Annotated in this window: 21 protein-coding genes; 2 read left to right on the forward strand and 19 right to left on the reverse strand. The window is 40.5% G+C overall.

Features of this window, described 5'->3' with window-relative positions:
* Positions 1 to 147: 147 nt before the first annotated feature.
* The 10 genes from lepB to I6N96_RS07835 all read right to left on the reverse strand — a co-directional run bounded on the left by lepB (position 148) and on the right by I6N96_RS07835 (position 12,746).
* On the reverse strand, positions 148 to 918 hold the full coding sequence (gene lepB, locus I6N96_RS07790) for a signal peptidase I (protein ID WP_245186883.1): 771 nt from the start codon (positions 916 to 918) through the stop codon (positions 148 to 150).
* A 40-nt stretch (positions 919 to 958) separates the two neighbouring features.
* Positions 959 to 1,624 carry a hypothetical protein gene (locus tag I6N96_RS07795; protein WP_209557001.1) on the reverse strand — a complete coding sequence of 222 codons (666 nt, stop codon included), beginning with the start codon at positions 1,622 to 1,624 and terminating at the stop codon, positions 959 to 961.
* Positions 1,625 to 1,661: 37 nt separating this feature from the next.
* Entirely contained in the window at positions 1,662 to 2,747 is a 1,086-nt protein-coding gene (locus tag I6N96_RS07800; protein ID WP_209557002.1) for a WxLIP family cell surface protein, read from the reverse strand.
* Between the two features lie 97 nt (positions 2,748 to 2,844).
* Positions 2,845 to 3,654 (reverse strand): WxL domain-containing protein, encoded by an 810-nt coding sequence (locus tag I6N96_RS07805; RefSeq protein WP_209557003.1) that lies wholly within the window; start codon positions 3,652 to 3,654, stop codon positions 2,845 to 2,847.
* A gap of 33 nt (positions 3,655 to 3,687) precedes the next feature.
* Entirely contained in the window at positions 3,688 to 4,485 is a 798-nt protein-coding gene (locus I6N96_RS07810; RefSeq protein ID WP_245186884.1) for a WxL domain-containing protein, read from the reverse strand.
* Positions 4,482 to 4,856 carry an LPXTG cell wall anchor domain-containing protein gene (locus I6N96_RS07815; RefSeq protein ID WP_209557004.1) on the reverse strand — a complete coding sequence of 125 codons (375 nt, stop codon included), beginning with the start codon at positions 4,854 to 4,856 and terminating at the stop codon, positions 4,482 to 4,484. The genes I6N96_RS07810 and I6N96_RS07815 overlap by 4 nt, the downstream gene beginning before the upstream one ends.
* A 19-nt stretch (positions 4,857 to 4,875) precedes the next feature.
* The gene (locus tag I6N96_RS07820) at positions 4,876 to 9,672 is read right to left on the reverse strand and encodes a WxL domain-containing protein (protein WP_209557005.1); all 4,797 of its coding nucleotides are present in this window, start codon (positions 9,670 to 9,672) and stop codon (positions 4,876 to 4,878) included.
* 155 nt (positions 9,673 to 9,827) lie between these two features.
* On the reverse strand, positions 9,828 to 10,541 hold the full coding sequence (locus I6N96_RS07825) for a winged helix family transcriptional regulator (protein ID WP_209557006.1): 714 nt from the start codon (positions 10,539 to 10,541) through the stop codon (positions 9,828 to 9,830).
* Between the two features lie 72 nt (positions 10,542 to 10,613).
* Positions 10,614 to 11,309, reverse strand: coding sequence for a DNA-binding response regulator (locus tag I6N96_RS07830; protein WP_209557007.1), 696 nt, complete (start codon positions 11,307 to 11,309; stop codon positions 10,614 to 10,616).
* A 297-nt stretch (positions 11,310 to 11,606) separates the two neighbouring features.
* Positions 11,607 to 12,746, reverse strand: coding sequence for a tyrosine-type recombinase/integrase (locus I6N96_RS07835; RefSeq protein ID WP_209557008.1), 1,140 nt, complete (start codon positions 12,744 to 12,746; stop codon positions 11,607 to 11,609).
* A gap of 575 nt (positions 12,747 to 13,321) precedes the next feature.
* Between I6N96_RS07835 and I6N96_RS07840 the strand changes: the two genes are divergently transcribed.
* Positions 13,322 to 14,794: a helix-turn-helix domain-containing protein gene (locus tag I6N96_RS07840; RefSeq protein ID WP_209557009.1), complete on the forward strand. Its 1,473-nt coding sequence runs from the start codon at positions 13,322 to 13,324 to the stop codon at positions 14,792 to 14,794.
* A gap of 565 nt (positions 14,795 to 15,359) precedes the next feature.
* Here the strand turns inward: I6N96_RS07840 and I6N96_RS07845 are convergent.
* The 7 genes from I6N96_RS07845 to I6N96_RS07875 all read right to left on the reverse strand — a co-directional run bounded on the left by I6N96_RS07845 (position 15,360) and on the right by I6N96_RS07875 (position 22,791).
* On the reverse strand, positions 15,360 to 16,541 hold the full coding sequence (locus I6N96_RS07845) for a MalY/PatB family protein (protein WP_209557010.1): 1,182 nt from the start codon (positions 16,539 to 16,541) through the stop codon (positions 15,360 to 15,362).
* A complete protein-coding gene (locus I6N96_RS07850; protein ID WP_245186885.1) occupies positions 16,528 to 17,622 on the reverse strand; it encodes a M42 family metallopeptidase in 1,095 nt (364 codons plus the stop codon). The genes I6N96_RS07845 and I6N96_RS07850 overlap by 14 nt, the downstream gene beginning before the upstream one ends.
* Positions 17,580 to 18,656 carry a M24 family metallopeptidase gene (locus I6N96_RS07855; RefSeq protein WP_209557011.1) on the reverse strand — a complete coding sequence of 359 codons (1,077 nt, stop codon included), beginning with the start codon at positions 18,654 to 18,656 and terminating at the stop codon, positions 17,580 to 17,582. The genes I6N96_RS07850 and I6N96_RS07855 overlap by 43 nt, the downstream gene beginning before the upstream one ends.
* 178 nt (positions 18,657 to 18,834) lie before the next feature.
* Positions 18,835 to 20,175 carry a PTS sugar transporter subunit IIC gene (locus tag I6N96_RS07860; RefSeq protein WP_209557012.1) on the reverse strand — a complete coding sequence of 447 codons (1,341 nt, stop codon included), beginning with the start codon at positions 20,173 to 20,175 and terminating at the stop codon, positions 18,835 to 18,837.
* A gap of 33 nt (positions 20,176 to 20,208) precedes the next feature.
* The gene (locus I6N96_RS07865) at positions 20,209 to 20,532 is read right to left on the reverse strand and encodes a PTS sugar transporter subunit IIB (protein WP_209557013.1); all 324 of its coding nucleotides are present in this window, start codon (positions 20,530 to 20,532) and stop codon (positions 20,209 to 20,211) included.
* Between the two features lie 21 nt (positions 20,533 to 20,553).
* On the reverse strand, positions 20,554 to 20,865 hold the full coding sequence (locus tag I6N96_RS07870; RefSeq protein ID WP_347339073.1) for a PTS lactose/cellobiose transporter subunit IIA: 312 nt from the start codon (positions 20,863 to 20,865) through the stop codon (positions 20,554 to 20,556).
* Between the two features lie 6 nt (positions 20,866 to 20,871).
* The gene (locus tag I6N96_RS07875; RefSeq protein WP_209557015.1) at positions 20,872 to 22,791 is read right to left on the reverse strand and encodes a BglG family transcription antiterminator; all 1,920 of its coding nucleotides are present in this window, start codon (positions 22,789 to 22,791) and stop codon (positions 20,872 to 20,874) included.
* A 313-nt stretch (positions 22,792 to 23,104) separates the two neighbouring features.
* Here I6N96_RS07875 and I6N96_RS07880 point away from each other — a divergent pair, with 313 nt between their 5' ends.
* Positions 23,105 to 23,311, forward strand: coding sequence for a hypothetical protein (locus I6N96_RS07880; protein WP_209557016.1), 207 nt, complete (start codon positions 23,105 to 23,107; stop codon positions 23,309 to 23,311).
* 174 nt (positions 23,312 to 23,485) lie between these two features.
* On the opposite strand, the gene I6N96_RS07885 is transcribed toward I6N96_RS07880, so the two are convergent.
* Together I6N96_RS07885 and I6N96_RS07890 are read right to left on the reverse strand one after the other, a co-directional pair.
* On the reverse strand, positions 23,486 to 24,193 hold the full coding sequence (locus I6N96_RS07885; RefSeq protein WP_209557017.1) for a GntR family transcriptional regulator: 708 nt from the start codon (positions 24,191 to 24,193) through the stop codon (positions 23,486 to 23,488).
* Between the two features lie 153 nt (positions 24,194 to 24,346).
* The gene (locus I6N96_RS07890) at positions 24,347 to 25,255 is read right to left on the reverse strand and encodes a DUF7916 family protein (protein WP_209557018.1); all 909 of its coding nucleotides are present in this window, start codon (positions 25,253 to 25,255) and stop codon (positions 24,347 to 24,349) included.
* Between the last annotated feature and the right edge of the window lies 1 nt (position 25,256).

Raw genomic sequence — 25,256 nt, forward strand, 5'->3', positions numbered from 1 at the left:
AACGTGAAGCCAACAAAAAAAGCAGTTCCTTACTGTGATAACGTTGTAAGGAACCGCTCGAAGCTCTATTTGGGAAAGTAAAAAAGATGCAGCACGATTATCAAAAATCATCCTGCACCTTTCTTCTTCTTTATTAACAAAGATAGTTTAAAATCTTGTCATTTGATGAAGGGGAAGAATGCGCATTTTTACAACACCAATAATATCCTTTTTATCGATCAATCCATAATAACGACTATCACTAGAATAGGGGCGATTATCTCCAAGCAGAAGATATTTCCCTGTAGGGATCTGATGTTCCTTCGTTAGCTTGTACAGACTAAAATCGTCTGTATAGTAGCTATTTGAAGCATCTGCCTGTGCAATCGCTTCTGAGATAAACAGTTCTTCTTTTTCCCCATTGTTCACATAAAGCCGATCCTGTTTATAAGTAATATTTTCTCCCGGTAAACCGATGATTCGTCGAATAGAAACCCCTTTCCCATCCGGCGTTCGAATCGCCACCAGATCAAATCGACGAATCGCGCTTTGTCTAGAGACAAAGACCGTATCACTCTCGCCAAGCGTAGGCAGCATTCCATATCCATCAACCTTTACAACGGAAAAAAGAAAGAGGGATGCCAGCCAAATCAGACTTCCTGTAGCGACAATAGCTACAGCTATTTCAATCAATAAACGTTGAATTGTTTGTTTATTCGAGCGTTTCTTTTGGCGCTTCTTTTGATTTGGCCGTCTCCTCTTCTGTCCTGAAGTAATCCTTTTTCTTTGTATCACCTGTGATCCAGTTGATTTTCTCTTGCTTCCCTTACTTGAAGGGTTCGATTTATCCTTGTATTTTTTCTTTGGAGTTCGATTCTTCTGCTTCCCTGACGTTTTCGGTTTCCTTCGTCGTTTCTTTTCAGCTTGCGCTTGGGTCATGCAGTCCTCACGTCCTCCCTGTTTCAGCTCTAACAACTTCTTATTTTTGTTCCTTTAATGACGCTTCATTGACTGAAAAGGTTTCAAATACCTCTTTCTGGTTATTACGTACCTTGGCCAGGTCCTCTTGAAAATCTACCAGTTCTTCACTGTTGGTGTAGAAGTTCGAGCTTCTGGAAGCTAAGTTGATTCCCAAATCCTTCAAAGAAGAATAGTATCGGTTCAACAGCTGCTGGTAGTCACTACCTAAACGATAATCCGCTCGTACAACCGCAAAAGTTCCTATTCGAGAAGCCAATGTCGCTAGATCCGTTCCTAGCTCTTCACCGCCTGCACCACTTTCAGCTAGTGCCAACTGATCCTCAATATCTCCCAGATAATAATAACCTTTGACAATCAGTTCCTGATCCTTCTGGTTCAGGTTTGTTGACTGATAGTAGATGGTATAGGCTGAGGCTCCCGCTCCCACACCACCTAAAATGAATAGCATAAGTGCAGATATAAGATACTTTCGGCGTTTTTTCTCCACTATTCGCCGTTGACGAATCAGCCGTTTTCGTTTCTTTTTATTTTTTGTCCGAACACGCTTCAACTTTGATAATTGGCGACCAAGCCGTACACGCAGTACGATCAACAAAACCATGAACAGGAGAAAAAGGATAGCCGATGCTAACGCAATTACTGCAATCCAATCCAACGTTGTCATTCTGCTCCTCCTTTCCCTTCAAACCTCTTTATTTCAATTATTTCTTTCTCTTCTTTTTCTTCTTATTATTTTTCTTATTCTTACCTACAAAATGAATAATCAGGAAGATCACAACAATAACCGCAATCACTCCACCCACGATCATGGCAATCAGCTGCCAATCGAGGCCTTGTTCCTGCACTAAACCTACTGCTTCTCGGTTGAACTTGTCTGCTTGTTCTTTGGTGATCTCAAAGGGTTCGGTCCATTCCCATTTTTGATCGCCTAATGTCGCTACCACATGGGCACGGTATTTTCCGGCCTTCATAGCATCACTGCCCATACTTACTGGGAAATTTAGCACAGTATTCGGTGCCATGTTCATGTTCAGCTTCTTCGCATCATATAGCACGGTGTCACTGGTTTCACCCATGATTTGTGCTTCTACTGTCATTCCTTTGATTGGTGCTGCAACGATATTACCCAAGTCGATCACAATCGAATTCCGATAGTTCGGTTGACTGGCATATGCTTGGATAAAGGATAAATCTGGTGTGATTTCTGCATCTGTCTCACTTAAGATCATCCCAACGACATAAGCATATTCATTAACGATCATCATGCCTTGATTTTCTTCTGCTTCTGCTTCGTCAGTTTGACGTTGAAGCTGGATACCACCTAAAATCATGCCGTCAAAAGAGGCTTCCGGCATCGTGATTTCCAATCGTACTGCTTCCTCTGCTCCCGGAGCCATCGTCACTGCTTCTGGACCTTTGACAATATCTGTAAATTCATACTTCATCGATTCATCCGCTTCCAGCTTCGTCGGTCCATATTCTACAACCCCATTGGGATTGGTTCGTGCACCACTTAAGGTTACATTTACCGTTAACTCTTCCTTACCATGATTCTTCAATAAAATTTCTACAGTTTGCTTTTGTCCTGGTGACATCCGCAGATCATAATAGCCATTTTCGCTTTGTTGGTTTTCGGGAAAAATCACTTGATATGTAAAACCACTTGCTTCTTCTGCTGCTTGAGAAGTTGCGGTCTCTCCTTCTTCTGCATATGTAGGGGTACTGAAAATGAAACTGATGCCTAGTATTATGATCAAAGACATCCATTGTTTGATTCTATTTTTCATAATGGTCCTTCCTCTCAAAAAAACAGGGCACTAATTCGATTGACAAAACTAGTGCCCGGTTCATTTTTACTATTTTTGAACTACATTATCAATCAAATTAGCTGATTGGTGTAGCTGCTACTGTCCATAGTACTTTACCTGTAAATGCAGTAGCTGTTTTCACTGTGTTACCTGGTACGAATAGTGAAATAGATCCGTCTTCGATTAGGTTTTCATCCGCAGCATTTGCTTTACCTGTAGTATCGTCTGCTCCGTTTACGCCTGCGCTTGAACCAAATTCAATTGTCCAAGTACCGAAACCTGTTGTTCCGTCAGCAGTCCCCATAACGTTTACTGAGTTTCCGCTTTCGTTCAATTCAAAGTTACTTGCAGCTGAGCCTAATACTGGTTTTTGAGCATCAGCACCAGCTCCATCAATGTAAGGATTTGTGTAAGTCAATGTTGAACCATCTAATACAACGCTTCCTGATGTGAACTGTTGTGTCATTTTAGCTGACAAAGTCCAGCCAGTACGCTCTTCAGTAGGAGAAGCCAAACGCTTGTCAGTTACTTGTACGTAGTTCCCACGAGTACCATCAGATACACCGGTTTTGAATACTTCGATTTGCTCTGCAAAGTATGTTTGGTCAGTTGTTACCGCTTTTTGTGTTTTGAAGTCTAGTTTTGTTACCGCATCAACAGCCAATGGTCCGCCATCATCGTTAGGCACAACTGGGTCTGTTGGGTCTACTGGTTCTTCTGGATTTTCTGGATCGACTGGAGGGTTTGGTGTATTATCTTCTACGTAAGTGATTGTTCCTTCACTTGTTAATACTTTTTCATCTCCGTTTTCAGCGAATGCTGATGCTGCCGATCCGAATAAGATAGTTGCTACTAATGCTGCTGAACATAATGTTTTCAATTTCATGTGTGTTTCCTCCTAATATTGTGTGTGTTTTATTTATGGTAACTCGGCAATAATCCAAGTTAGCACCGTTTGATAGTGTACGGGTTTCTTTTCCACCGAACCGGGTACGAAAAAGGTGATGGCACTGTTTTTGTGTACCTGCTTGTTGAAGGTCGCATCCATCACGGCATTGCCGCTCTCATCCACCAACGGTGTCAAAGTTGACGCTAAACCAGCAGTATTTTCTTCTGAAGCACCGAACTCGATCATCCAGGTACCATATCCTTTGCCCTGTTCTGCAGTGGCAATGTTATAGGTCATCCCGATTTTATCCAGCTCGATCACATCCTGTTGAAAGCTGGGTGCGTACTTTTGATCCATGGTTGAATTTGCCCATGCTTTATCAAAAGATAAGAATGCACCCTTCAAGACATCTTCAGAATTATTTACAGAAGTAAACTCTGTTTCTTGGCGAACCTGTAAGGTCCAACCTGCGCCTGTGGCGCGACTGTCTGTTACCTGCACATAATTCCCACGTGCATTGGTATCGCTGTGAAACAGCTGCGCATTGACTTCATACGCTTGGTCCTTATCAGATACCTTGTTTCTCCCAAAGTCCAGCTTTGGTACAAAGTCCAAGCGGAGATAGCCATCGGTTGATGGTGTGTCGCCCGGATCGGCCGGTTCTTCTGGGTCCTCCGGGTCAACAACGACCGGTGGCTCTAAACTTCGTTCAAAGGTGATATTGCCTTCTGTTTCTAGTTTTTCACTCTCCGCAAATGCCTGTGTTCCGGATAGAAAAGCAGTCAGAAGTCCGGCTGTACATAACAGCCCAAATGTTTTTTTCATCATGACTCCCTCTTTTCTTTTCGTTTTTTCATCACGAAGAACAATAGGGCAAGAGCAATCACTGCCGCTCCGCTGACCATCAACGAGCGTTGGACTACTTCACCGGTACTGGGATATTTCCCTGCCGGCTTTTGAACCACAGTCGATGATGATGTGCTTGTGCTTACAGGCGGTTCTTCTGTCGAAGAAGCGACTGGAGGTTCAGTGGTTGAGCTTTCTGAAGGTTCAGTTGACGAACTATCTACATAGAACTCAATCACTCCTTGCTGCCCCACCTGACCGCCTTCCATTGCCTTTGCAGACAATGGAACACCAGTCAGAAATACCCCAACAGAGAGCAGTACAAGATAGTGTAAGAAGTGTTTCTTTTTCATTCGTTATACGTCCTCTCTGTTAGATTGGTGCTTCCACCAGTTCCCATGTAATGGTTCCCACGTAGTCACCGATTGATTTAACTGCCCCAATTTTGGTTTCCAGCTTCAAGCCGTCGCCGCTCTCTGACCAGCTGTCATTGATTTTGTATACGTTCTTATCTGTATTCGTATTTCTAGCTACTTCTTGTGAACCAGATCCTAATACCACATCAGTCCCGTTATACACATAGATCAATGCATCTGTAACAGTATCTGTCCCGTTACTCAGGTCACTGGTTATTTTCGCCATCAGCTTCCACTGATTACGTGTTTTCCGTGTATCCTGAACCGTTAAGTCTCCTGTTACTGAAGTCGGTTGGTTGATACGTTCAACAGTTGATTTCACTGCTTGAATACCGAAATCAATCGTTGTTGGTGCTGAAAGTGTCAGAATACCTTTAAATTGATATTCAACGGTTGTTCCGCCATTTACAATCAAGATCGCAGTTTCATCCGGTCCTGGACGATTTTCCAACACATAATGCTGTGCCTCAACCGCTGCAATTGCAGCAAGCACGTCATCATTTGTCGTCAAATCAACCGTCGAACCAATCGTTTCTGTCGAAGTAATCGGCGTATACAGTTCACTTCCATCTTCATCAACAAATTTGATGATGAAGGTTGTTGTATTCGGCATTACTGTAATATTTACAGTGATGGATACTACTTCACTTGCATCTGTTCCATATTGCAGCTGGTAGGTAACTTGAGAGTCATCCTGTACATCTGCATCGGTCAAAGCATCAAGTCGATCATAATAGGTGCTTGCGTTAGCTGTAACATCAGGTGATGTCGTGCCATCCGCAGTTGTTGTTCCATCAGATTTGAAGCTGCGTACATTCGTGTACTGCTTTTCAAATTCGATTTGATCACCATTTAAATCATGGACTTCCTGCAGTCGTAAAATCGCATCTTCTGCAAAAATCGCTCCATGTCGATCAGCGGAAACCTTCGAACCATCTTTCACAACAATCACATTCACTGTGGTTGTCATTAAATTCGTTGGATTCGTTGCCGCAGTTCCGGCTTCGTATGTCACTTCTGTTTTCCGTGAATACTCATCAGTTCCCAAAGGCGAGTTAATCTCCGCTAAAACAGCATCGATGTTTGAGTCCAAGAATGGACGTCCATCTACTTCCGTGTAATCTTCAATATCAGATTTTGTCACTGCTGCAGCTTCAGATTCGGTAAGAATCACGCTACGCGCCTCCAGCTCTGCTTCATTCGAGTAACGAACCTCGACTTCATAGCTGTAGCTGCCATCCGTAGATGACCAGTCAACCGAATTAGAATTCAATTGTTCATTAATCACTTCACTTGTTGAACCAACTTTTGTAGAAGCAATAGTTGCATTATACAACCAAGAACCCGTTGTTGCTGTTTCCGGTGTAAATGTCAATGTCGGTAAAATATTCGATGAGCTTGGAACGATCAAGCGTCCTTTTTGAACCTTCGTTCCGGCAACTTCTGTTCCCCAAACTTTCAAAGTCAAAGGTGAGTTGTCTTGCTTTACATCTGCTACATCATGTTCAATGAAGCCATGTCCATCAACTACCGGATCTTTAACGATATAGTCGATCACTGATCCGGGGATCATGATCCCATATCCGTTAGCAGAACCCGTCACATCATTGTCTCCAATGAATGTTTTACCAGTTGCTTTCTCGACTCCCTTAAAGTTAAACGGGGTAATCTTGGAAGCATTGCCTATTGTCGGATTGATTGTCAGTACTTGGTAAGCGGTTTGTGTTCCGAACCATGTACCATTTGCAGTAACACTTGGTGTTGTTGCTGTATTATTCTTAACCCAAGTCAACCGCGAATTATCAGGATCAGTAAATTCAATATCACTAATATTGATAATCCCTGTTCCTTGACCGGATTCAATCTGATTTTCATCAGTAACAGTCAGCTTTCCTCCGGAAATAAATGCATTATTACCGGTAACGCCTAAACCAGCTTTGTTTTTCAGAGTAATATCTCCAAAAGTACTGTATGTCGCAGCATGGTTCGCAGCTGTTGCACTACCACCATTCTTGATATTTCCTGCCGATGCCGTCAGAGTTGTTTCGTTATCAACTAAAAGACTGGTAAAATTGATGATACCAATACCACTGACTAAAATAGGATCTTTTTGGTATTCTTCCTCATCACCTACAGGAACCCCAACTTTAAAAGTTGAATACCTGTTAACAGCTGCACTATTAGCAGCAACTGTATTCGTGATATTATCTCCAGCATTTCCTCCAGAAATACCACCGACTGATTTAGCACGCTGCAGATTCACATCAACATTACGTAGTAGTGTATTCGAAGAAATATTACTGTATTGAGTTGCATACAGTGTACCGATGGTTGAACCTGGTACATCAATATTCATATTGATTTCACTGATCTTACTTGGTGCTGAGGCTGAACCCCCATCTCCATAAATCGTTGCTCCATTCAATACGTCGCCAGACTCTTCATTTGCAAAAAGGTTCAAAGTAACCGTATTGTCACCACTACCTAGAGCAACACTGGTACCTGCATTGTAATAACGCCCTGCTGCTATTTGGACTTGTGATGGCGGGACAAATGTTTTTCCATTTTCAGTTGTAAGATCTATTGTTAGCGTAGCATCTCCCGTTACTGTCCCTTGCTGAGAAGGACCAGCAGAAAAGTTTTTATTTCCCGTATGACTCGGTGTTCCAGAGAAGTCACCACCTAAGATGGTCACAGATACATCTCCATCGATCACATGGTTATCCACACCGGAATACCCGTAAGTACCACCTACAGTTCCATTATGGATTCCCTTTACAAATTCAACAGAGGCATCCCCGAATTGTTTCCAGTCCCACCAGCCGCCGCCGGAAGTGAACCAGTCGACCTGACCATAATTGATTTGTGTGTGACTAGGTCCATACGTACGTTGAGCAATATAACCAGTTCCTTCGGTAGTATCTACGATTCCACCGTTCATGACATACTCAGAAGCATAAGTATCAGCATCGATGCCATCAGGGTGTTCAACGACTCCGGAGAAGTTTCCACCATACGTCCAACGGGCAATTACATTATTCATCACAACTTTTGTCCGACCGTAAATATAGGTTGACCAGTATCCGCCGGGTGTTCCGCCTCCGCCGACAACATCATAACCAGTATTATAAGAACGTGTGTTTTTTGCCTTATCATAAGCTGTGTTATTTAAGTTGTTGTTATGCGTATATAGTGAGTAAACCATTCCAGCTCCGCCAACAGATCCATCCGCATTCAGAGTTCCTAGCGTTACTGTCGTATCTCCCTCAATATAACCACCATAACCAGCTGCTCGAGTATAGCTTGCATCAGTATCAACACTGACACAGCCTGCAAGAATATCTACCGTGATATCCCCATACACTTTGAATGTTGCAGCAGATTCTGCCTTTGCTTTCCGACCATCTTTACCCAAGTTATCAAAATTGGTATTTGCTGCTGCATTAACAGCCGCTGATGTACCTAATGATGAGGCAGAAAGCGTATCAATATTTCGGCTTCCTCCACCATAGACTCCTGCGAAACTTCCTTTGAGATATCCACCGGCTTTAATAGTATTTTTGATAGCGCCAGTTATTGTTCCTCGAACATTATTTCCTCCGGAAAATGCTGTAGCACCCGAAGAAAACAAACTAGTATCAATATCATTAGTAATAGCTGTCACAGTACGATCAGAGCCAATATTCCCCTCTCTTGATCCACCAATAAATCCAGGCGCGGCAACTCCTGCTGCTGTGTTGTTCCCAGCAAATTTACCATAACCCTTGATTGTATTGGAAATCGTACCTGAAATATTACCGTACATTACTCCGCCATAAAAAATATCATGAGGAAGTGAAAGCTTTGTTGCGGTGTTTTGCACATTGATGTCAGTTGTAACATTCCCACCTACATTAGCAGTCAAAGTCGTACTTGTTCCCATACCTCCACCATAGTAGCCACCGCTGATAACACCGCCAAGATCATTGATTTTCACATCAACATTTCCAGTTACGGTACCTACACGAGCACCACCGACAATATTTGCAATATCACCAGTAGTATTATTGAATATCCATGAAACTGAACCATTCAAGGTACCACCTGTATTATTACCACCATAAAAGTTCCATGTTCCTGTTCCTGTGGAATTCACTGTAATCGTTGGCGACCCTGTAACATCGGTAGATGCTGAACCACCAAATACATTCATTCCGACAGCATGAGAGTTCCCATTCAGAGACAAGTCATACCCATTCATATACAGGTTTGTTCCGGCATATGTGATATTACGTAAAACCACATTCGTTCCAAAGTAACTACTTGCAGCAAAAGTAACTGTTTTTGCTGATGTTGCAGCTCCTGTATTAGCAGATAGCGCATCTGTTGGAGCAGATATCAGCACTAATGTGCCAACCTTTCCTTCAAGTGTTTTGAAGGTCATATTGGTTGCAGATGGCGTTGCCTGAATCGTATCATCAAAAATTCCTGATGATGCAATATTCAGTGTTGCACCAAAGTAGATGGCGAAATCTTCACCAGTTCCATTTTGGTAGATATCATACAGTGCTTCTCTAAGGCCCGCAGCTGACGAGGCATACGTTTTACTATCTCCAGATCCATCAGGTGCTGGTACAACAGCGATTGTTGTTACTCCTGATACTTTATCTGTGATCGATTCATTCACTACGGAGGCTTCTGCGTTAGAAGCAAATCCAATACCGAACACGATCAAACTTAAAAATAGCACTAAGGATTTCTTTCCTAGTTTCATTTTTCTCCTCCTTCCCTCAATATTTGTGTATCTTGTCATTCGACAGAGATACATTTATTTCAATCTCCCTCAAAGGACATGATCATTAGATTTCATATTGTGTTTGACCCTGACCGTTTCAGGAAACGAAATACTTTAATTAGTAGAAAGATTCGTTACTTTTCTGAGGAATTCCATAAATCGAGCATATAGCCCTTGGAACGGACAGTTCTCACATACTTAGGATAGAGCGGATCGATTTCCATTTTTTGTCTTAGGTGAAACATCAGGTTCGCAATTCGAGCTCTGGAGAATTTTTGTTTCTTCCCCCAGATTTCTGCATGAATCTCTTCATAAGTAGCGGCACGTCCGTTACGCACAAAGAGCATTTCCAAAAGCTTGTATTCAAGCTTTGTCAACCCAATTTCTTTCGTGCCGATCAATACACTTCGATTATCACTCAATAGTCCTAAATCAGATTCATTCCCAATTGAACTTTCATGCTTCTTCTGATCCACTGTGCTATGAAACTGACGAGTCATCATTGTATTTCGAATGATCAGACGCAATTCCTCCGGCTCACAGTCCTTATGAAAATTGCCTGTTGCTCCGAGCTGCAGGTAAACCAATCGATTCACTTCCGGAATTTCCCTTGAGAAAGTCCAGACAAACGGAATAGATGCATCTTTGATTTTCAAAATCAAGTTGCAGGTTTCTCCAACATTTTTTTGCTCCTCGTCAAAAATAATCACTCCATCAATCTTTTTTGAGCCTGTATTCAAGTTAGCTTCAGGTTCAATCGGTACTATTTGGTAATCTTCTTTCTTCAACATCTCTATGTATTCTTCGCTTAGTTCTCCTGTCATGTTCACAATCCCGATAGTTTCCATTTCACTAATGCTCCTTTCTAAAATCCCCGATGATACACTTGGTTCTCTGGGAAATAACGTTTTGGCAAAACCTTATACATTTAATAAGTATCCTTTAGATCTGATTGTCTTGATAAACCTTGGCTCAATCGAGTCCTCATCAAATTTCTTTCTTAAATGAAAAATCACATTTGATACTCGGAATTTACTGTGTTTAGATTCATCATCCCAAATCTCTTTGTAGATATCCTGATATGAGATTGCTACATTTGGATTCTTAGTCAGTAATTCCATTATTTTGTATTCAATTCTAGTCAAGGGAATTTCTGTGCATCCATCGATCACAGCACTTAGGTTTTTAGAATTCAGCTTCAAAGAGCTTTCTGTATCGATAGCGGGTTGCTCCGACTTTCGATCTTCGTTGAATTTCTTATACCTCTTCAATGCATTTGAGATCGTCAAAATGCTCTCGTCCATGTCTGCTTCATATGTAAAAACTGCATCAGCCCCCATTTGCAGATAAATCAATTTTGCTGAATGCATTGTACCCGACACGATTACCCAAATTAATGCATCTGATTCTTTCTTCAAATTGATCATATACTTACACGCTTCGGCTATATTGTTCAGGTCTTCTTCAAAAATGATGACGCCATCCAATACTCTTGATGTTTTGTTTTTTTGGAAGGAATCTCTTTTTTTGATGTCATAGCCTAGTTGGGTAAATCTGTCTATGTATTTTCCCGGTCGATCTTCATTAACAAGTGAAACATAGTCAAGATTAAACATAATCTTTTTTCCTTTCTTTTCTTGATATCAATTATTTGCAGAAAAAAACATATTAATATAAAATAAAAAATCATTGGTAGGTATTAATCTCATATATCATCGCTTGTTTTTCTTAAATGTAGCGCATTTAAGAAAAAATTGATTTTGCCTTAGCGTACCAATACTTAAAAAAATAACTGACGGGCACGTTGACGGCGGATAATTAAATAACATATGTTTTTAAACGTTTAAAGAAAAGACGAATAAGTATCACTCTTATCCGTCTTTTCTTATTGATATTTAGTTTTGATAAACTCACTAGCTTACTTTTGCTAGAAACTCGTTAAACAAATCATTTTCCTGAAGCTGCTTATCAACCACAGAAACGGCCTGCTTCCTTGTTTCCCACATAGAGTCGGTATAAGTATCCAGTGTCATCTTTGTAGAAGAATGCCCAAGTATCATACTCAGAGAAGTGACATCCACACCCCTCTCAACACATCTGGTAGCAAAAGTATGGCGAAGCATATGAAAATGAATGTCTTTTCTACCCATCAGCTCAACAATTTTCTTGAAGTGGTAATTGATAATCCTCGGTTCAGAAAAGCTGTCTCCGCAAGGAAAAACAAACTCCGAACCTTCCTTCTTAATTGATAACAAATAGCTTTTCACATTAGAAGCAATCGGGATCGCACGTATAGAGGCTTTCGTCTTAGGTGTTCCCAATAAAACTTTGGTTTTTGTCTTCTCATTTGACACTGGAACCCGTACAACGATTCTTTCAATATAAAGAACATTATTCTCTAAATCGATATCTGACCACTTTAATCCGCTGATTTCTCCAATCCTCATTCCCGTATATAAAGAAAGTATAATAGGAAAGCATTGATGTTCCAGTGCAAGCTTCTCAAGCGCTGTCTGAGTTTGTATATCCAACGCAGCCACTTTTTTTTTATCGATTTTCGGTAAACTGATGTTGTCGCAGGGATTTTCATATATATAGGAAGAAAGTCGTGCTTTCTTCAATCCGCTTTTCAAAATATTGAAGATACACCTGATGGTTATCCCAGATAACTCAAGCGAAGATAGATACTCTATAAAGCTTTCGATTTCCCTTGTTTGTAAAGAAACCAGTTGAATTTCTCCCAGATTTGGAAGAATATATCGCTCTAAATGCCCCTTATAGTTCATATAGGTAGATATCTTCACTTGGTTCTTAACACTCGTCTCTAACCAATACATCATCCAGCTTCTTACCGTTTCTGAAGCATTCAGCTTTTTTTTCTGTGCAAAAGTAAACTGTGCTTTAAGCAGTGTTAATTCTTGCTTGACCTCTGCATATTTTTTTCCATATATGTACCCATATTTGATTTGACCGTCGAAAGCACGTGATTTTACATATCGACCTTCATAACGACCATCTTTTCGTTTATAAATATTTTCACCTTTTCTAGGCATGAAAATCTCCCTCATTTCTATCTTTATTTTTGACGATTTTTTTGACGGCGTAAACTTCAAACTATTTTTTATTAATAATTCTCATAATTTTTCAATTAATTACAAAAAATTGAAAAAATAATGCTAAAAAACATCTAGACTTAAAAAGAAAACTGCATTATCATGTTAATATAATTGTTTTATTAAAATATTTTTACCTTTTAAAGATATTACACATAATTTATTTTTACATTTAGTGAAACGTATAATTTTTTTATCTGAAATATCTCAAATGCGCTACATAAAAGAAAAAAACAATCTATTTCCACTTTAGCAAAAACCTCATCTTTCCCCTAAAAAAACTGAATTATCAGCTCACACTTTCTTTATAACCTCATAAATTAATTTATAATATTTTTATTTTTTGAGCAATAACACCTTTTCCTGTTTTCTATACAATTATTGATAATTTATATATTTTAAATATATCTGAAAAAAATTTAACTGTTATGTAACCCAACTAAAACACAACCATGATATAATTTACAAATATTTATTAGTGACACTTGGGATTTATATAACAAGGAGGTTTTTGAGTGAGATTATTCGAAAAAGATGATATTAGAGCATATGAGCTGCTGCTTCTTCTTTTACGAGAAAGAGCGACTAATAATTTGACTGTTACATCCCTCTCAAAAGAAATGGGTGTAGACAGGCGAATCATAACGAAGTATCTTCATCGATTGATAGAGGACAATAAGCACATACACTCAAGTGAAAAACTGAACTTACATATTGGTAATCATGGAAATGTTCAACTGGCTGTGCCGGCAGCTTTTGACAAGAATGCATTTAAAGCTTTATATTACGAACGTTCCATCTGTTTCAAGCTAATGATTGATATCTTAATGGAGAATTTTCTTTCAATAGAAGATTTTGCTGAAAGGAATTTTATCAGCATTCCTTCGGTTTACCGCAAATTTCCTTATTTGAAAGAACAATTGCAGGTACTCCAAGTCGATTTGGATTTAAAAGGGGAGAAGAAATTTGTAGGGGCTGAGCGGCAGATTCGCCTGTTCTATTTCTATTTATTGTCTGACGTCCAGGATTATCTTGGTATTCCCAACTTCTTAACAATAGAAGGACAAAGACGATATGATTCTTTCTCTAATCTATGGTTGACTATCACATACTTCCGAATCCGCTCAAAGAATTATATCAATGAAACTGATGAGTTGGATAAAGTAGAAACGCTTCAAATGACAGAAGCAGCTTTTAATTTGCAGCAAAAGGATTCTCTCAGAAATTTTTTCAGTGTATTTTCTTTGGATAATACAACATTGTCTGCAGAACAGCACTGCTTATATATTGTTTTCAATTCAGTAATGGGACTTAGTCTAGATAGGGCATCACTTTCGGAAATTGATGCACCCGAGAATACGGATCAGCTAAAAACAGATATCGAAAAGCTTTCCTACCTATGGGTCAAACTATTTATGGACTTCTTTCAAGTACCTGTCAGCAAGGAAAACTTCAATTATATGTACCAAGTTTTAGTGCATGGACATGCAACAAGCTACATCTTTCAGAGAAAGGTTCGTTGGATTTACCGAATGTCTGATTATGGATTGGTCATCTTGAATAATGAGAATTTAGATAAGAAAATTGACTGTTTCTTTGATTTACTACGAGAGCAGCCCGCCTTTCAACGTTTTGCGGGAAAAGAATTCACCTTTTCTTTGTCTCTAGGATATACCTTTTATATACATAGCTTTCTTACAACATTTCAGCCTCCTGTAAAAATCCACACATTCGCAAAACTTGGTCAACTGTCTGCGACTTATTTGCAGAATACGATCATAAAGTTCACTAGAGTTCCAGTCTCCTTTATTGAAAATCATCAACAAGCTGATCTGATTGTGACAGATACATACAATCCTTTCTCTACTGACCTTCCAGTTCTACATGTTCAGCCAATGCCTCAGGAGGATGAGCTTATCCATATTCAGTCGACTATTGAAAAGACGTATTACGATACTATGCTTAAAAATGAACAGCTCATTCTGTAATCTTGAATGAGCTGTTTAAACATGCCGATTTCTGAGGTATGCAGCAAAAGCGTTCAGCTTTGAGAGCCAAGAGTAGGTACGTTCATCGCTTGTAAGCTCTAAGCTGTGACGAACTCCTCGTACGAGAAAGCATCGAATCATTACGTTCTTCGTGATTCAATGCGGTAAATGGAATAAGTCGAAAACCTTACTATCTAGTCGCTCTTATTGTTCTGAATATTACAGTTACTTCTAGTAAATGACAAAAACAGTTTGATTTTCAACAAAAATCTTGTTGAAAATCAATAAAGAATAAACAGCTCCCTGCCAATATCAGCAGGGAGCTGTTTAAATTCTGTTTGTGCTGAAATCTCAGTAAAATACAGGATCACTAATTTTATTTGATTTAACTGATAATAAGCAATCTTTCAAAATCTATTCCGTTCTTTTTTGCTTATTACATCTCTCTACAAAATCACCTGTAGTTCTTTTAATCAGGCATTTCCATTTCACAACGTCTTTATTCTCTATTATTTGCTGCTTCTTCACTATCGGCTGCCCTTGTCAGATTCTGCTATATCCATTCTTACTTTCCCGTTGCTTGCTGAATACCTCTTATCAAACGTTCCAAACCGTCGATCACTTTTTGCCTCGGTGCACCAAGGTTCAGCCGCAGATAGTTTTTCCCTTCAACCCCATAGGTATCTCCTCTCATGATTGCCACCTTCTCTTGATGAACAAGGATATCCTGCAATTTATCCATAGAAACAGGTAAGTTTGTCAGCTCCAGCCATGCCAAGTAAGTTGCATCAGGAGTATAGGAGGTAATGAATGGGGTATCTTTTAGCAGTTCATCCATTTGTCTAAAGTTACCATCAATATAGTCATTTAATTCTATCAGCCACTCTTCCTGATGATCATAGCAGTCTTGTAATGCGAGCATGCCCAGATACGGAACAGAAGATAGACCGTCACGCCCTTTGAGTATCGACAGAAATCGTTCTCTCAGGTTATCATCCGGAATAACTGCATAGGAACAGCCCAATCCCGGACTGTTAAATGTCTTTGACGCAGAGGAGAGCAGCACAACTGGAACATCGATCCGTTCTTTAAATGACAATATAGGCGTGTGCTCTACGCCTTTGCGTAGAATATCCATATGAATCTCATCACTGATGATTGCTACTCGATACAGGTTACAAATATCGATCAGCTGGTGCAACTCTTCTACTGTAAATGCTCTTCCTGTTGGATTATGGGGATTACACAGCAGGAAAATTGCCGGTTTAATTTTTTTGAAGCAGTTCTCCAGCTCACTAAAATCAATACCAAACTGATTTTCTTTTCGCAAGCTTACTGAGACAAGTTCCCGCTGATTTTCTTTTATCACATTGAAAAAAGCATCATAGCAGGGGGTCAAGGTGACGACTTTTCCATTTTCTTTTGACAAAAGCTGAATACATATAGACAGGCTGTAAATCACACTCGGACTATAGCTGATCCAGTCTTCTTCCACTGTAGTATTGAAACGACGGGCAAACCAGTCGCTGATCGCTCCTTTAAACTCATGATGATTCCAGCGTGTATAGCCAAAAAGGCCTTTACCTACTGCCTGAGAAAGAATCTCTTTTGTCCCACGAGGAATTTCGAAATCCATATCAGAAATTGAAAACGGCAACAGCCCCTTTTCTCCAAAACGATCCTGAACATAATCCCATTGCGTTGAGTAGGTGCCATATCTGGATACGATCTTATCAAAGTGTGTCATCAGATTCCCTCAGCTTTCTTTCCAATCTTTCAATATAATGACAAATCAGCTGTACTGTATTTTGGCAGTCAGTCAAATTGACCATAGAGTTCCACGAATGGCAGTAGCGTACAGGAATGCTTAGGACAATCGTCGGCTTTCCTGCATAAAGCTGTACGGAGCCTGCATCTGTTCCTCCACCGGTAAACTGGTCAAATTGCCAAGGAAGCTGTGCCTGTTCTGCTGTTTCTTGTAACGCATCTGCCAGCTCCATATTGGCAAGAGCTGTTTTATCATAAAGACAAATTCCAGGTCCGCTTCCTAGTACCCGTGTTTTTCTCACAGCCGCCTTAGGAGTATCTTTGCCGTTAGCTACATCAATGATAATATTGATATCTCCGTTCACTTTCGGTGCAGCAACTTTAGAGCCTCGAGTGCCGGCTTCCTCCTGTGCTGTCGCAACACCAATGACCTCCAGCTGAGACAAGGAGCGCGTATAAAAATAATTCATCACTTCCGCAAGTATACTGCAGCCGACGCGGTTATCAAGAGCCTTTCCAATAATGTACTGCCCATTTTCACTTTCTCTAGCTTGTGTGTCCGGAGTGATCATATCCCCAACCTGGATACCCAGCTTCACAACTTCCTCTTGATTGTCTACCCCAAGATCGATATACATCTTATCTATTGACACCACTGCTTCTCCCATTACAGAACCTTCCGGCAAAGTACCTATGATCCCTCGATAGCTGTGGTTGTTTTTTCTAGCCGTGATACGAACGGACTGACCTAGCATCACATGACCCCACCAGCCGCCAATTGGCTGAAAATAGATAAATCCATCGGGATCGATTTCACGAACAAAGAAGCCGACCTCATCTAAATGAGCATAGACGGCAAGTCGTTTCTTTTCTGTTTCTAAGTCGCCAAAATAAGAATTTTTGAATTCATCTTGAAAATGTTTTTGAGGAATAGATGCCGCAAGGTGCTCCCCAACCATCTCTTCCCTTCCGGCAATCCCATCAAGATTTGATAGTTGAATCAATCGTTCCTTCAGCTTCATCCAATCACCATCCATTCTTTTTTCGTTTGTGTCAGGCATTCCGCTTTTCCTTCCGAATTAATGTATACATCATCTTCGATCCGAATGCCAAAATCTCCTGCTAGATAGACTCCCGGCTCAACAGTGAAGGTCATTCCTTCGATAATTCTCTCTTCTGAAGTACGATCAACTCCAGGGTATTCATGACAGGACAAGCCGATGCCATGACCTAAGCCATGAGAAAAATACCTATCTAAGAGTTCTTTTTTCAAGCAGTCACGAGCCGCCTTATCAATATCCTTTAGTTTTCCCCCGATAGTGATAGCCTCAATAGCCTGTTTTTGTGCGAAAAGCACCTGATCATAGGCTTTTTTAATTACTTCATTTACTTCTCCCAGCGCAAAGGTGCGTGTGATATCCGAATAATAGCCGCCGAAGATACAGCCAAAATCAATCATGATCAGTTCATTTTTCTGAATGATTTTCTTAGATGCATGAGCATGAGGCAACGCTGTTCTTTTTCCTGATGCAACAATAGTTTCAAATGCCGGTCCCTCACTTCCGATTCGCTTGCTGTAATAATCAATCTCGTTGGCTACATCAAGTTCTGACATGCCTGGTTTGATGATCGTTGTGATATAAGAAAATGCTTGATCGGCAAGCTGAGCGGCTTTTCTCAGACAAAAAAGCTCTTGCTCAGACTTGATTAGCCGCAGCTTCTCAATCAAATGATTGGTTTCAACTAATCGGATGTCCATTTCCTTCGTTAGCGATTTCAAGTCTTTGAATACTTGATAGGGAATCGTTTCTACTTCAAACCCGACATTCCCGCCATTGATAAATTCTGATGCATAGACCCATTGATTTTTTGATGATGATGTGGTCAAAATTGTAGTATTGCTTGTCTGCTGCTGCGCTTGCTCTGTATAGCGTCCATCAACAATCAAATGATTGCTGTTTTTCCCTATCAATAGCAGTCCATTCGATCCGGTGAAGCCCGTCAAGTAGCGACGATTGACCTTATCTGTTACAAGTAGATAATCCAATGAATATTCCGTCATTTTTTCTCTAAGACGTTTCATCCTTGTTTCCATTTATTTTCCTCCCAAAAAAACAATAACGCATGGCTGAGAAATCAGTTTGCAGACCAATCCTCAACCATGCTTTAAAAATGATGTCGGGTAAGATCCGAACAGTCATCTATTTAGATTTAGAAAGTAGCATAACCGACATGTTGATTAGGTCCTCTCTCTTGGAACCAACCCGTTGCTTTTAAAAGTCTAAATCAGCCAATAGAGCTTCGTCCTCTTCACTGATGACAGTGCTTGCTTCTTTCGCTGTTTTTTCCTGTTCTAGCTCTTGGCGTTCAAGAACCTTGAAGAATGGCAAATACAGTGCAAAGGATAAACCAACCTGAACCAGCTGAATGATGATTGCACGCCAGTCAAAGCCTGTCAGAAAGCCTTCCATAAAGATTGGTACATATGGCGGATCAAAAATCGGATAATTCAGAAGCCCCAGCTTCATGCAAATCATCGGGATCATTCCTACAAATGCGCCACCGAAAATGAAGGGAATCATCAATACAGGATTCAAAATGATTGGTACACCGAACAGAACCGGCTCATTGATCCCAAACAGAGATGGCAGCAAAGCTACTGCTCCGACTTTCTTATAGCGTAATGATTTACTGACTAACATGGCAATAACTAAACCAATCGTCACACCCGATCCGGTAAAGTTAGCGAACGCAGACAATGTACCTCCAGTAATAACATGTGTCAACGGTTCCCCTGCTTCATGGGCAGCGATATTCTCCGATAGATATTGGACTGCGATTGGTGACAAAATCGGTGAAAGTACTGCCGAATGAATCCCGAAGAACCAGAACACTAAACGCAAAACCAATACCAAGTAAATGACCCACATCGAATCCAACCCACCGATTGCCGGTGCCAGCATCTCCATGATCACTTGAGGCAGCAGGGTACCGCCAGTCATCGCATCTGTGATTGCACGAATCGTAATAAACAAGACGCCGATTGCGGCAGTAGGCGTGATCAGCTCAAAGGAGCTGGAAACAAAGTCAGGAACACCTTCCGGCATTTTGATCACAAGCTTATGCTTTGTAAAGAACTGATAGATTTTCACACAAATAATAGCAATAAATATACCGGCAAATAATCCTTTGGAATCCAGATGTGTGGCAATGATATTCCCATTCTCATCCACATCCATCGCAACCAGCAAGAAACCGATCGCTGCCAAAATCATTGAACCAATCGTATACAACTTTAGCTGTTCACTCAGGAAATAAGCAATTGCCAACACTGCATATAAGCCGACAAGCCCCAAAGATACTTTTGATAATAGACTAAAGATATAGCCATATTGATCGAACCAGTTTTGAACAGCTGAAACCTTGATGAACTCCGGAATCGATGGAAAAATCGCTGCCACTGAGCCTAAGAGCAATGCCGGGGTCAAAACGACCATCCCTTTTTTGATCGCTGTCAGATATACATTGTTGTCTACCTTGTTAGCGACAGGCACCAAGGTTTTACGAATAAATCCCTCGACCTTATCAAAAGCGGAAACTTTTTGTTGTTCCATTTTTTTCTCCTCCAAACCATTGAATGATTATTTTTACTGACTTTTTCGATAAGCCAAAATTGCCTGTTTCATTACTGTTGCACCATCCATCGACCCATAAATATCCGAAGTGAGCAAGACTGTCGGTTTATTGATTTTCTCTGCTTCTCCTTTGATGAAATCATATTTATGACTCAACTGCGGACCTACTAAAATAACATCATAGTCATTGATATAGCGGTCTAGTTTATCGACGCCAATTGCTTCCATTGGATAGTCTTCAACCTCTAGTTTTGCTGAATCCTTGACGATTTTCTTCATCGCCTCCATCATCATTGTCGTTGAAAATCCGCCTGCACAAACCAATAGTGTTTTCATTTTCTTCTTCCTTTCTTCTAACTATTTTTTCTGTTCTTTCAGCATTTCAATCATTTCTTCAATCAAATCGCGTGCTAGTAAGCTATTCATCAAATGATCCTGTGCATGGACCATCAGCAAAGTTGTTTCCGTTTTATCGCCGTTGATTTCTTTAGTGATCAAGGTTGTCTGCTCTTCATGTGCGGTGATACTCTTTTCTTTTGCCTCCTTCATTTTTTTATCTGCTTCCTCAAATTTCCCTTTTCGTGCCAAGCGCAGCGCCTCGAAAGCCGCCCCCCTGCTGTCTCCTGCGGCTGAAATGATCTGAAAAATACTTTTCTCCTGTTCGTTCATCATTGATTATCCTTTCTCGATCATCTCTCTCAAATATTGAGAGAAATCCTGATAGTTTTTGATTTTGTCTAAATGCTTATCTAATTCTTGATCATCGATCATGCGAATCATCAGCCTGCTGATTTCCTTATGTAAAAACAAATGACCATTGCTGATATTGATCAAAAAAATCAGCTTGACCTGCTTCTCTTTAAAGACAGTAGGCGGTCGAAGTATGACCACATCGATCCCTTCTCTGATTGCTTTTGCTTCCATTGGGTGAGGACCCGCAACCCCATTTTGATAAATTGTATCCACTAACTGTTCTCGTTGAAGAACAAGCTCTGTATACCCTACCTCTGCCTCTCCTATCGTTTCCAAACGTTCGGCCCGATCCTTTAGTGACGAAAGATAATCATCTGTAGAGCTGATTTGAAAATTCCCTTCACTGAAAAGCGCCAGCAACTGGTTATCCAGGTCTGCTGTCAGTTTTTGATTTTCCTGAATCAGCAATAAATCTTTTTGGATCTTCTTGATTTCTTTTTCAGTTAGTAAGGCCTGTGTATAGATGACCGGTATACTGCTCTCTTGTAGTTCAATTGGAACTGTAGAAATAATCAAATCGACTGTATCATCAATACCCGCTGCTTCGATAACTGAAAATGTTCGAACTTCTGCGTTGACGAAAATCTGTTCCAGCTTCGTCTTCAAAAAGTAAGAAGCTCCGCCGCCGGTTGCACAGATCACGGCAATTTTTTTATAGCGTTTGATTTCTTCTTGAGATTTTTTTTCCAAGCTGGCTGCAAAGTAAATGGCCAAATACCCCATCTCATCTTTGCTTACAGATACTTCGATCGTATCACTGATTAACTGGATGAACTCATACGTGATCGTAAATACATTCGCGTAACGAGTATATACATCTTCAATGATTGGATTTTCAAGCTGATGTCCTGTATATAATCGCTGCAGCAGGGGGGCAACATGTAAGGTCAACGCCTCCTTCAGTTCCCGATCCTGACTGAACATCGTGTGGTATTTCTCATCAATCGTGGAAAGAGCCTGTCCAATATATCCGTAAAGCTCATCGTATTGAGCAAACTCGTTGACTGCCAGCATTTTCCCATAAAGCTGTTGACTTAAATATATTTGTTCATTTTCCGGCAATAGAATTCCTTCATGCACATTCAGATAATCAGTTATATCCTTCGTCAGCTTGGCATAGCTGTCTGCCTCTTGAAACGGCTGCAGCTCTTCCTTGATAAAATTGTGCTGTTTGATCCTAAAGCCCAGTAAAATCACATGAAGAACAATATTATCCAATACAGAGTCATTCATTTTTATGTCATAGTGCTGAACTAGCTGAATCAAAAAGCTTCTAAAGCTCTGCTCATCAAAGGCCGTTAAAAATTCTGCATATTCAGTAGTTAGTTGAGGTTGAGGCATTTCGTTACGCAACAGCTGCAGAATCATCATACGTCTCTTTTCTTCAAAGCCAATGATTCTATATCCGTAATAAGGCTTGGCGTAAAGCGTTAAGTCGTTTGCCTTCAGCTCTTTCTTTATCTGTTGTAAATCCTTCTTGATCGTTGAATCACTGACATCCAATGTTTCTGAAATCTGGTTGATTGTCAGGTAGTCATTCGCGAATAACAGCAGCAGCAGAATGGTCGTTTTTCGTTCTGTTGGACTCAAAAGTACCTGCTGCTCCTCCTTGAACAGCTGCTTAAAATAAGTATTGAACATTGGTGTGCTAGAAATATCAAGTCGATAGCCTGCCCCACGTTGATGGAGGATTTGAAAGCCAAACTTTCTTGACGTTTCATTGATCGTTTTGATATCTGCGGAAATTGTGCGGGACGACACACCCAATCGCTCAGCAAGCTGCTGTTTTGAACAATATGCTGGATGCTCTTTTAAATACTGGATGATTTTTACTTCCCTCATGCACTTCCCCCCTCTGGTATTAAGATAGCGCGAAAGCGCTTCAATTAAAATGGTATCTTTTTCAGCTTGAAATGGAAATCATTGACTGATATATAAATGACCTTTCGATCCCTGTTGTTCGATTGCTTCTCTAATCACTATGCGTCTCTGATTTTAGCCGTCTTACGAAAAAAAGCCCGAGCATTCAACCACGCTCGAACTCTTCGATCCTTACTCAGTTACCTTTTTATTCAAAAAACTGCCTGATTTTCGGTTTCCCCTTGCAGCAATCATCACACGTTCATTCCATACCTTCTAGTTTAGAAAGGAATAAGTGAAAAATATAGTGTTTCTTTTAGGTTATCCTCATTTTATGGCTCACTTGGCAACTTTTATGACTGCTTCTTTATTTTTAGTGAAAATAAAAGAGGCTGAGCCAAAAGCGGGATGCTCCGAAAATCAAGAAGAAATAGATGAAAATGGCTTTTCACATTTTCAGTATCCAAGTAGATACTTTGCCACATCAGATCTACTGCGGTAGTTGCTGTGTGTTAAAGCAATTTCGACTTAATTCCGAAAGAGCAGCTTTTGGCTCGCCTTTTATTCGTGTTCAGAGTGTGAGACAATTTCTAATTTGATTATTGTCCTACACTCTTTATCCCAAATAGATCATGTTCTCTTGACCCTCATATTATCAAGCCTAAACTGACAGAAACTAATCATAGTTTTTGGCACTGGAAAAGAGGGAAATCTTTTGAAAATGAAGGATACCCTCACCCAAAATCACAATCTGTCCATTGGATAAATAGATTTTTTCATTTACTACTAATGCAGGATCGTTTTCTGCCAATCCTAATAATTCAGCATTTTCTTTTGACAGATAATCCGCCTGGATTTTTCGATCCGCAAAGCCGATCTGCAGCTTTAGATTTTGTGTCAAATAATTATAAATCGATCCATGAGCAAGCTCTTTCCCTAGATAAGGAACGATTTCCTGACGATAATACGAGCGTTCCACTCGAACTGGTTCATTATCTACAAACCGAACACGTCGTAAATAATATAGCGGCTCTCCGACAGCACAGTTCAATTCTGCTGCAATTTCTTCCGTTGCCGGAATCGTCTCTAAACTGAGGACTTTGATTGCGCTCGTTTCTTCCTGATGACCACTAAAAAAACCTTTAATTAAATTCAAATTGGTGCTTTCATCAAAATTGACTGGTCGCAGATAAATACCGCTTCCTTGGACTTTATACACATATCCTTCGTCTGTCAGTAAATTGATTGCACTTCGAATTGTATTTCTACTAGTATCAAAATACAGGCTCAGTTCTTTTTCAGTCGGAAGCTTGCCTCGTTCACTATATTTTCCATCCACGATTTCTTTGATCAACTCAGTAGAAATTTCATGATATTTTGCCAATCGAAAACACCTCTGCTAAATAGTATTAGTAAATGTATTGCGTTGCCTTGACACATCTCTTTTACCATTATGCCAGAAAAATTCAGTTCCTACCAGTTCATCTAGTTTCCCCAAGCGATGAAATATAGGGATAGCTGTCGACAATGATTCTTTCTATCGATGGATCGAGCGTGCCACCATCGAAATTGTATGCCGCCCGCCGCGAATCGCCTTACTCAATGCAAAGATATTTTCAACCGGTGCCAGACCAGAATAACCTGCATCGCCAATGTGTTGGATGTCTACACCACACACTTTATTTTGAATCGCAATTTGTCGAATCGTCTCTTCATCTGAGCTTTCCTGACTCGTACCAATAGCTGACATAACTAGCGCCCCAGCTTGATGTACGATTTTCACTACTTCCTTCAGCTCTGATGCATCAAAACCAGGAACTGTTCCCACCGCAGGAACCAAAATAATATCTGCGCCACTCTCAACAAAAGATTGGATCGCCTGAATATCTGCCACAGGCTCATCAACACCTGCACCATGCATTTTTCCGGCGATGACCAGACCACTAAAATGCTCTTTTGCTCGTTTGATTGCCTCATTGATTTGCTTATTCGTCACACCAGTACCAGGATTTCCTGTCAGACAGATGAAATCAAAGCCCAGCTTTTCACTTGTCTGTAAAGTTTCTTCGTTCGCTTGACGGCCAAGCGCAATCGTCAATTTGTCTTCAGCCATTCGTGCTTCCTGATCCACCGGCTCCAAATTTACTCCGACCGGACGACCAACAAATCGTCGCAGCGTCTCAATGCTTGACGCCGAATTGTTTTCATCGGGTTCAATGCCGGCAATCACCGGGTTCAGTACATCGACTCCATTCAATAGAATCAAATCAGCACCAAATGCTCGAGCAACCTCTGCATTCGTTATGTCGCCAACAAGTGATTCACGTCCTGCAACATTCTCAGAAACGATTGTTCGTCCTTCGCTTGCTTTGATACTTTGCTTAAGCTCTGAAGCTGTCATTTCCAATAAATCTGAAGTATTTGCACTAAGTAATCGTTTTACCATT

The sequence above is a fragment of the Enterococcus larvae genome (genome assembly GCF_017830045.1).
GTDB lineage: Bacteria > Bacillota > Bacilli > Lactobacillales > Enterococcaceae > Enterococcus_L > Enterococcus_L larvae.

Bases quoted from the DNA above. Each gene is read 5' to 3' on its own strand.
- I6N96_RS07810 (WP_245186884.1), bottom strand. From the start codon at position 4,485: ATGATGAAAAAAACATTTGGGCTGTTATGTACAGCCGGACTTCTGACT.
- I6N96_RS07850 (WP_245186885.1), bottom strand. From the start codon at position 17,622: ATGCCTGACACAAACGAAAAAAGAATGGATGGTGATTGGATGAAGCTG.
- I6N96_RS07845 (WP_209557010.1), bottom strand. From the start codon at position 16,541: ATGACACACTTTGATAAGATCGTATCCAGATATGGCACCTACTCAACG.
- I6N96_RS07830 (WP_209557007.1), bottom strand. From the start codon at position 11,309: ATGTTTAATCTTGACTATGTTTCACTTGTTAATGAAGATCGACCGGGA.
- I6N96_RS07815 (WP_209557004.1), bottom strand. From the start codon at position 4,856: ATGAAAAAGAAACACTTCTTACACTATCTTGTACTGCTCTCTGTTGGG.
- I6N96_RS07865 (WP_209557013.1), bottom strand. From the start codon at position 20,532: ATGAAAACACTATTGGTTTGTGCAGGCGGATTTTCAACGACAATGATG.
- I6N96_RS07795 (WP_209557001.1), bottom strand. From the start codon at position 1,624: ATGACAACGTTGGATTGGATTGCAGTAATTGCGTTAGCATCGGCTATC.
- I6N96_RS07860 (WP_209557012.1), bottom strand. From the start codon at position 20,175: ATGGAACAACAAAAAGTTTCCGCTTTTGATAAGGTCGAGGGATTTATT.
- lepB (WP_245186883.1), bottom strand. From the start codon at position 918: ATGACCCAAGCGCAAGCTGAAAAGAAACGACGAAGGAAACCGAAAACG.
- I6N96_RS07890 (WP_209557018.1), bottom strand. From the start codon at position 25,255: ATGGTAAAACGATTACTTAGTGCAAATACTTCAGATTTATTGGAAATG.
- I6N96_RS07875 (WP_209557015.1), bottom strand. From the start codon at position 22,791: ATGAGGGAAGTAAAAATCATCCAGTATTTAAAAGAGCATCCAGCATAT.
- I6N96_RS07835 (WP_209557008.1), bottom strand. From the start codon at position 12,746: ATGCCTAGAAAAGGTGAAAATATTTATAAACGAAAAGATGGTCGTTAT.
- I6N96_RS07825 (WP_209557006.1), bottom strand. From the start codon at position 10,541: ATGGAAACTATCGGGATTGTGAACATGACAGGAGAACTAAGCGAAGAA.
- I6N96_RS07805 (WP_209557003.1), bottom strand. From the start codon at position 3,654: ATGAAATTGAAAACATTATGTTCAGCAGCATTAGTAGCAACTATCTTA.
- I6N96_RS07870 (WP_347339073.1), bottom strand. From the start codon at position 20,865: ATGAACGAACAGGAGAAAAGTATTTTTCAGATCATTTCAGCCGCAGGA.
- I6N96_RS07820 (WP_209557005.1), bottom strand. From the start codon at position 9,672: ATGAAACTAGGAAAGAAATCCTTAGTGCTATTTTTAAGTTTGATCGTG.
- I6N96_RS07855 (WP_209557011.1), bottom strand. From the start codon at position 18,656: ATGGAAACAAGGATGAAACGTCTTAGAGAAAAAATGACGGAATATTCA.
- I6N96_RS07800 (WP_209557002.1), bottom strand. From the start codon at position 2,747: ATGAAAAATAGAATCAAACAATGGATGTCTTTGATCATAATACTAGGC.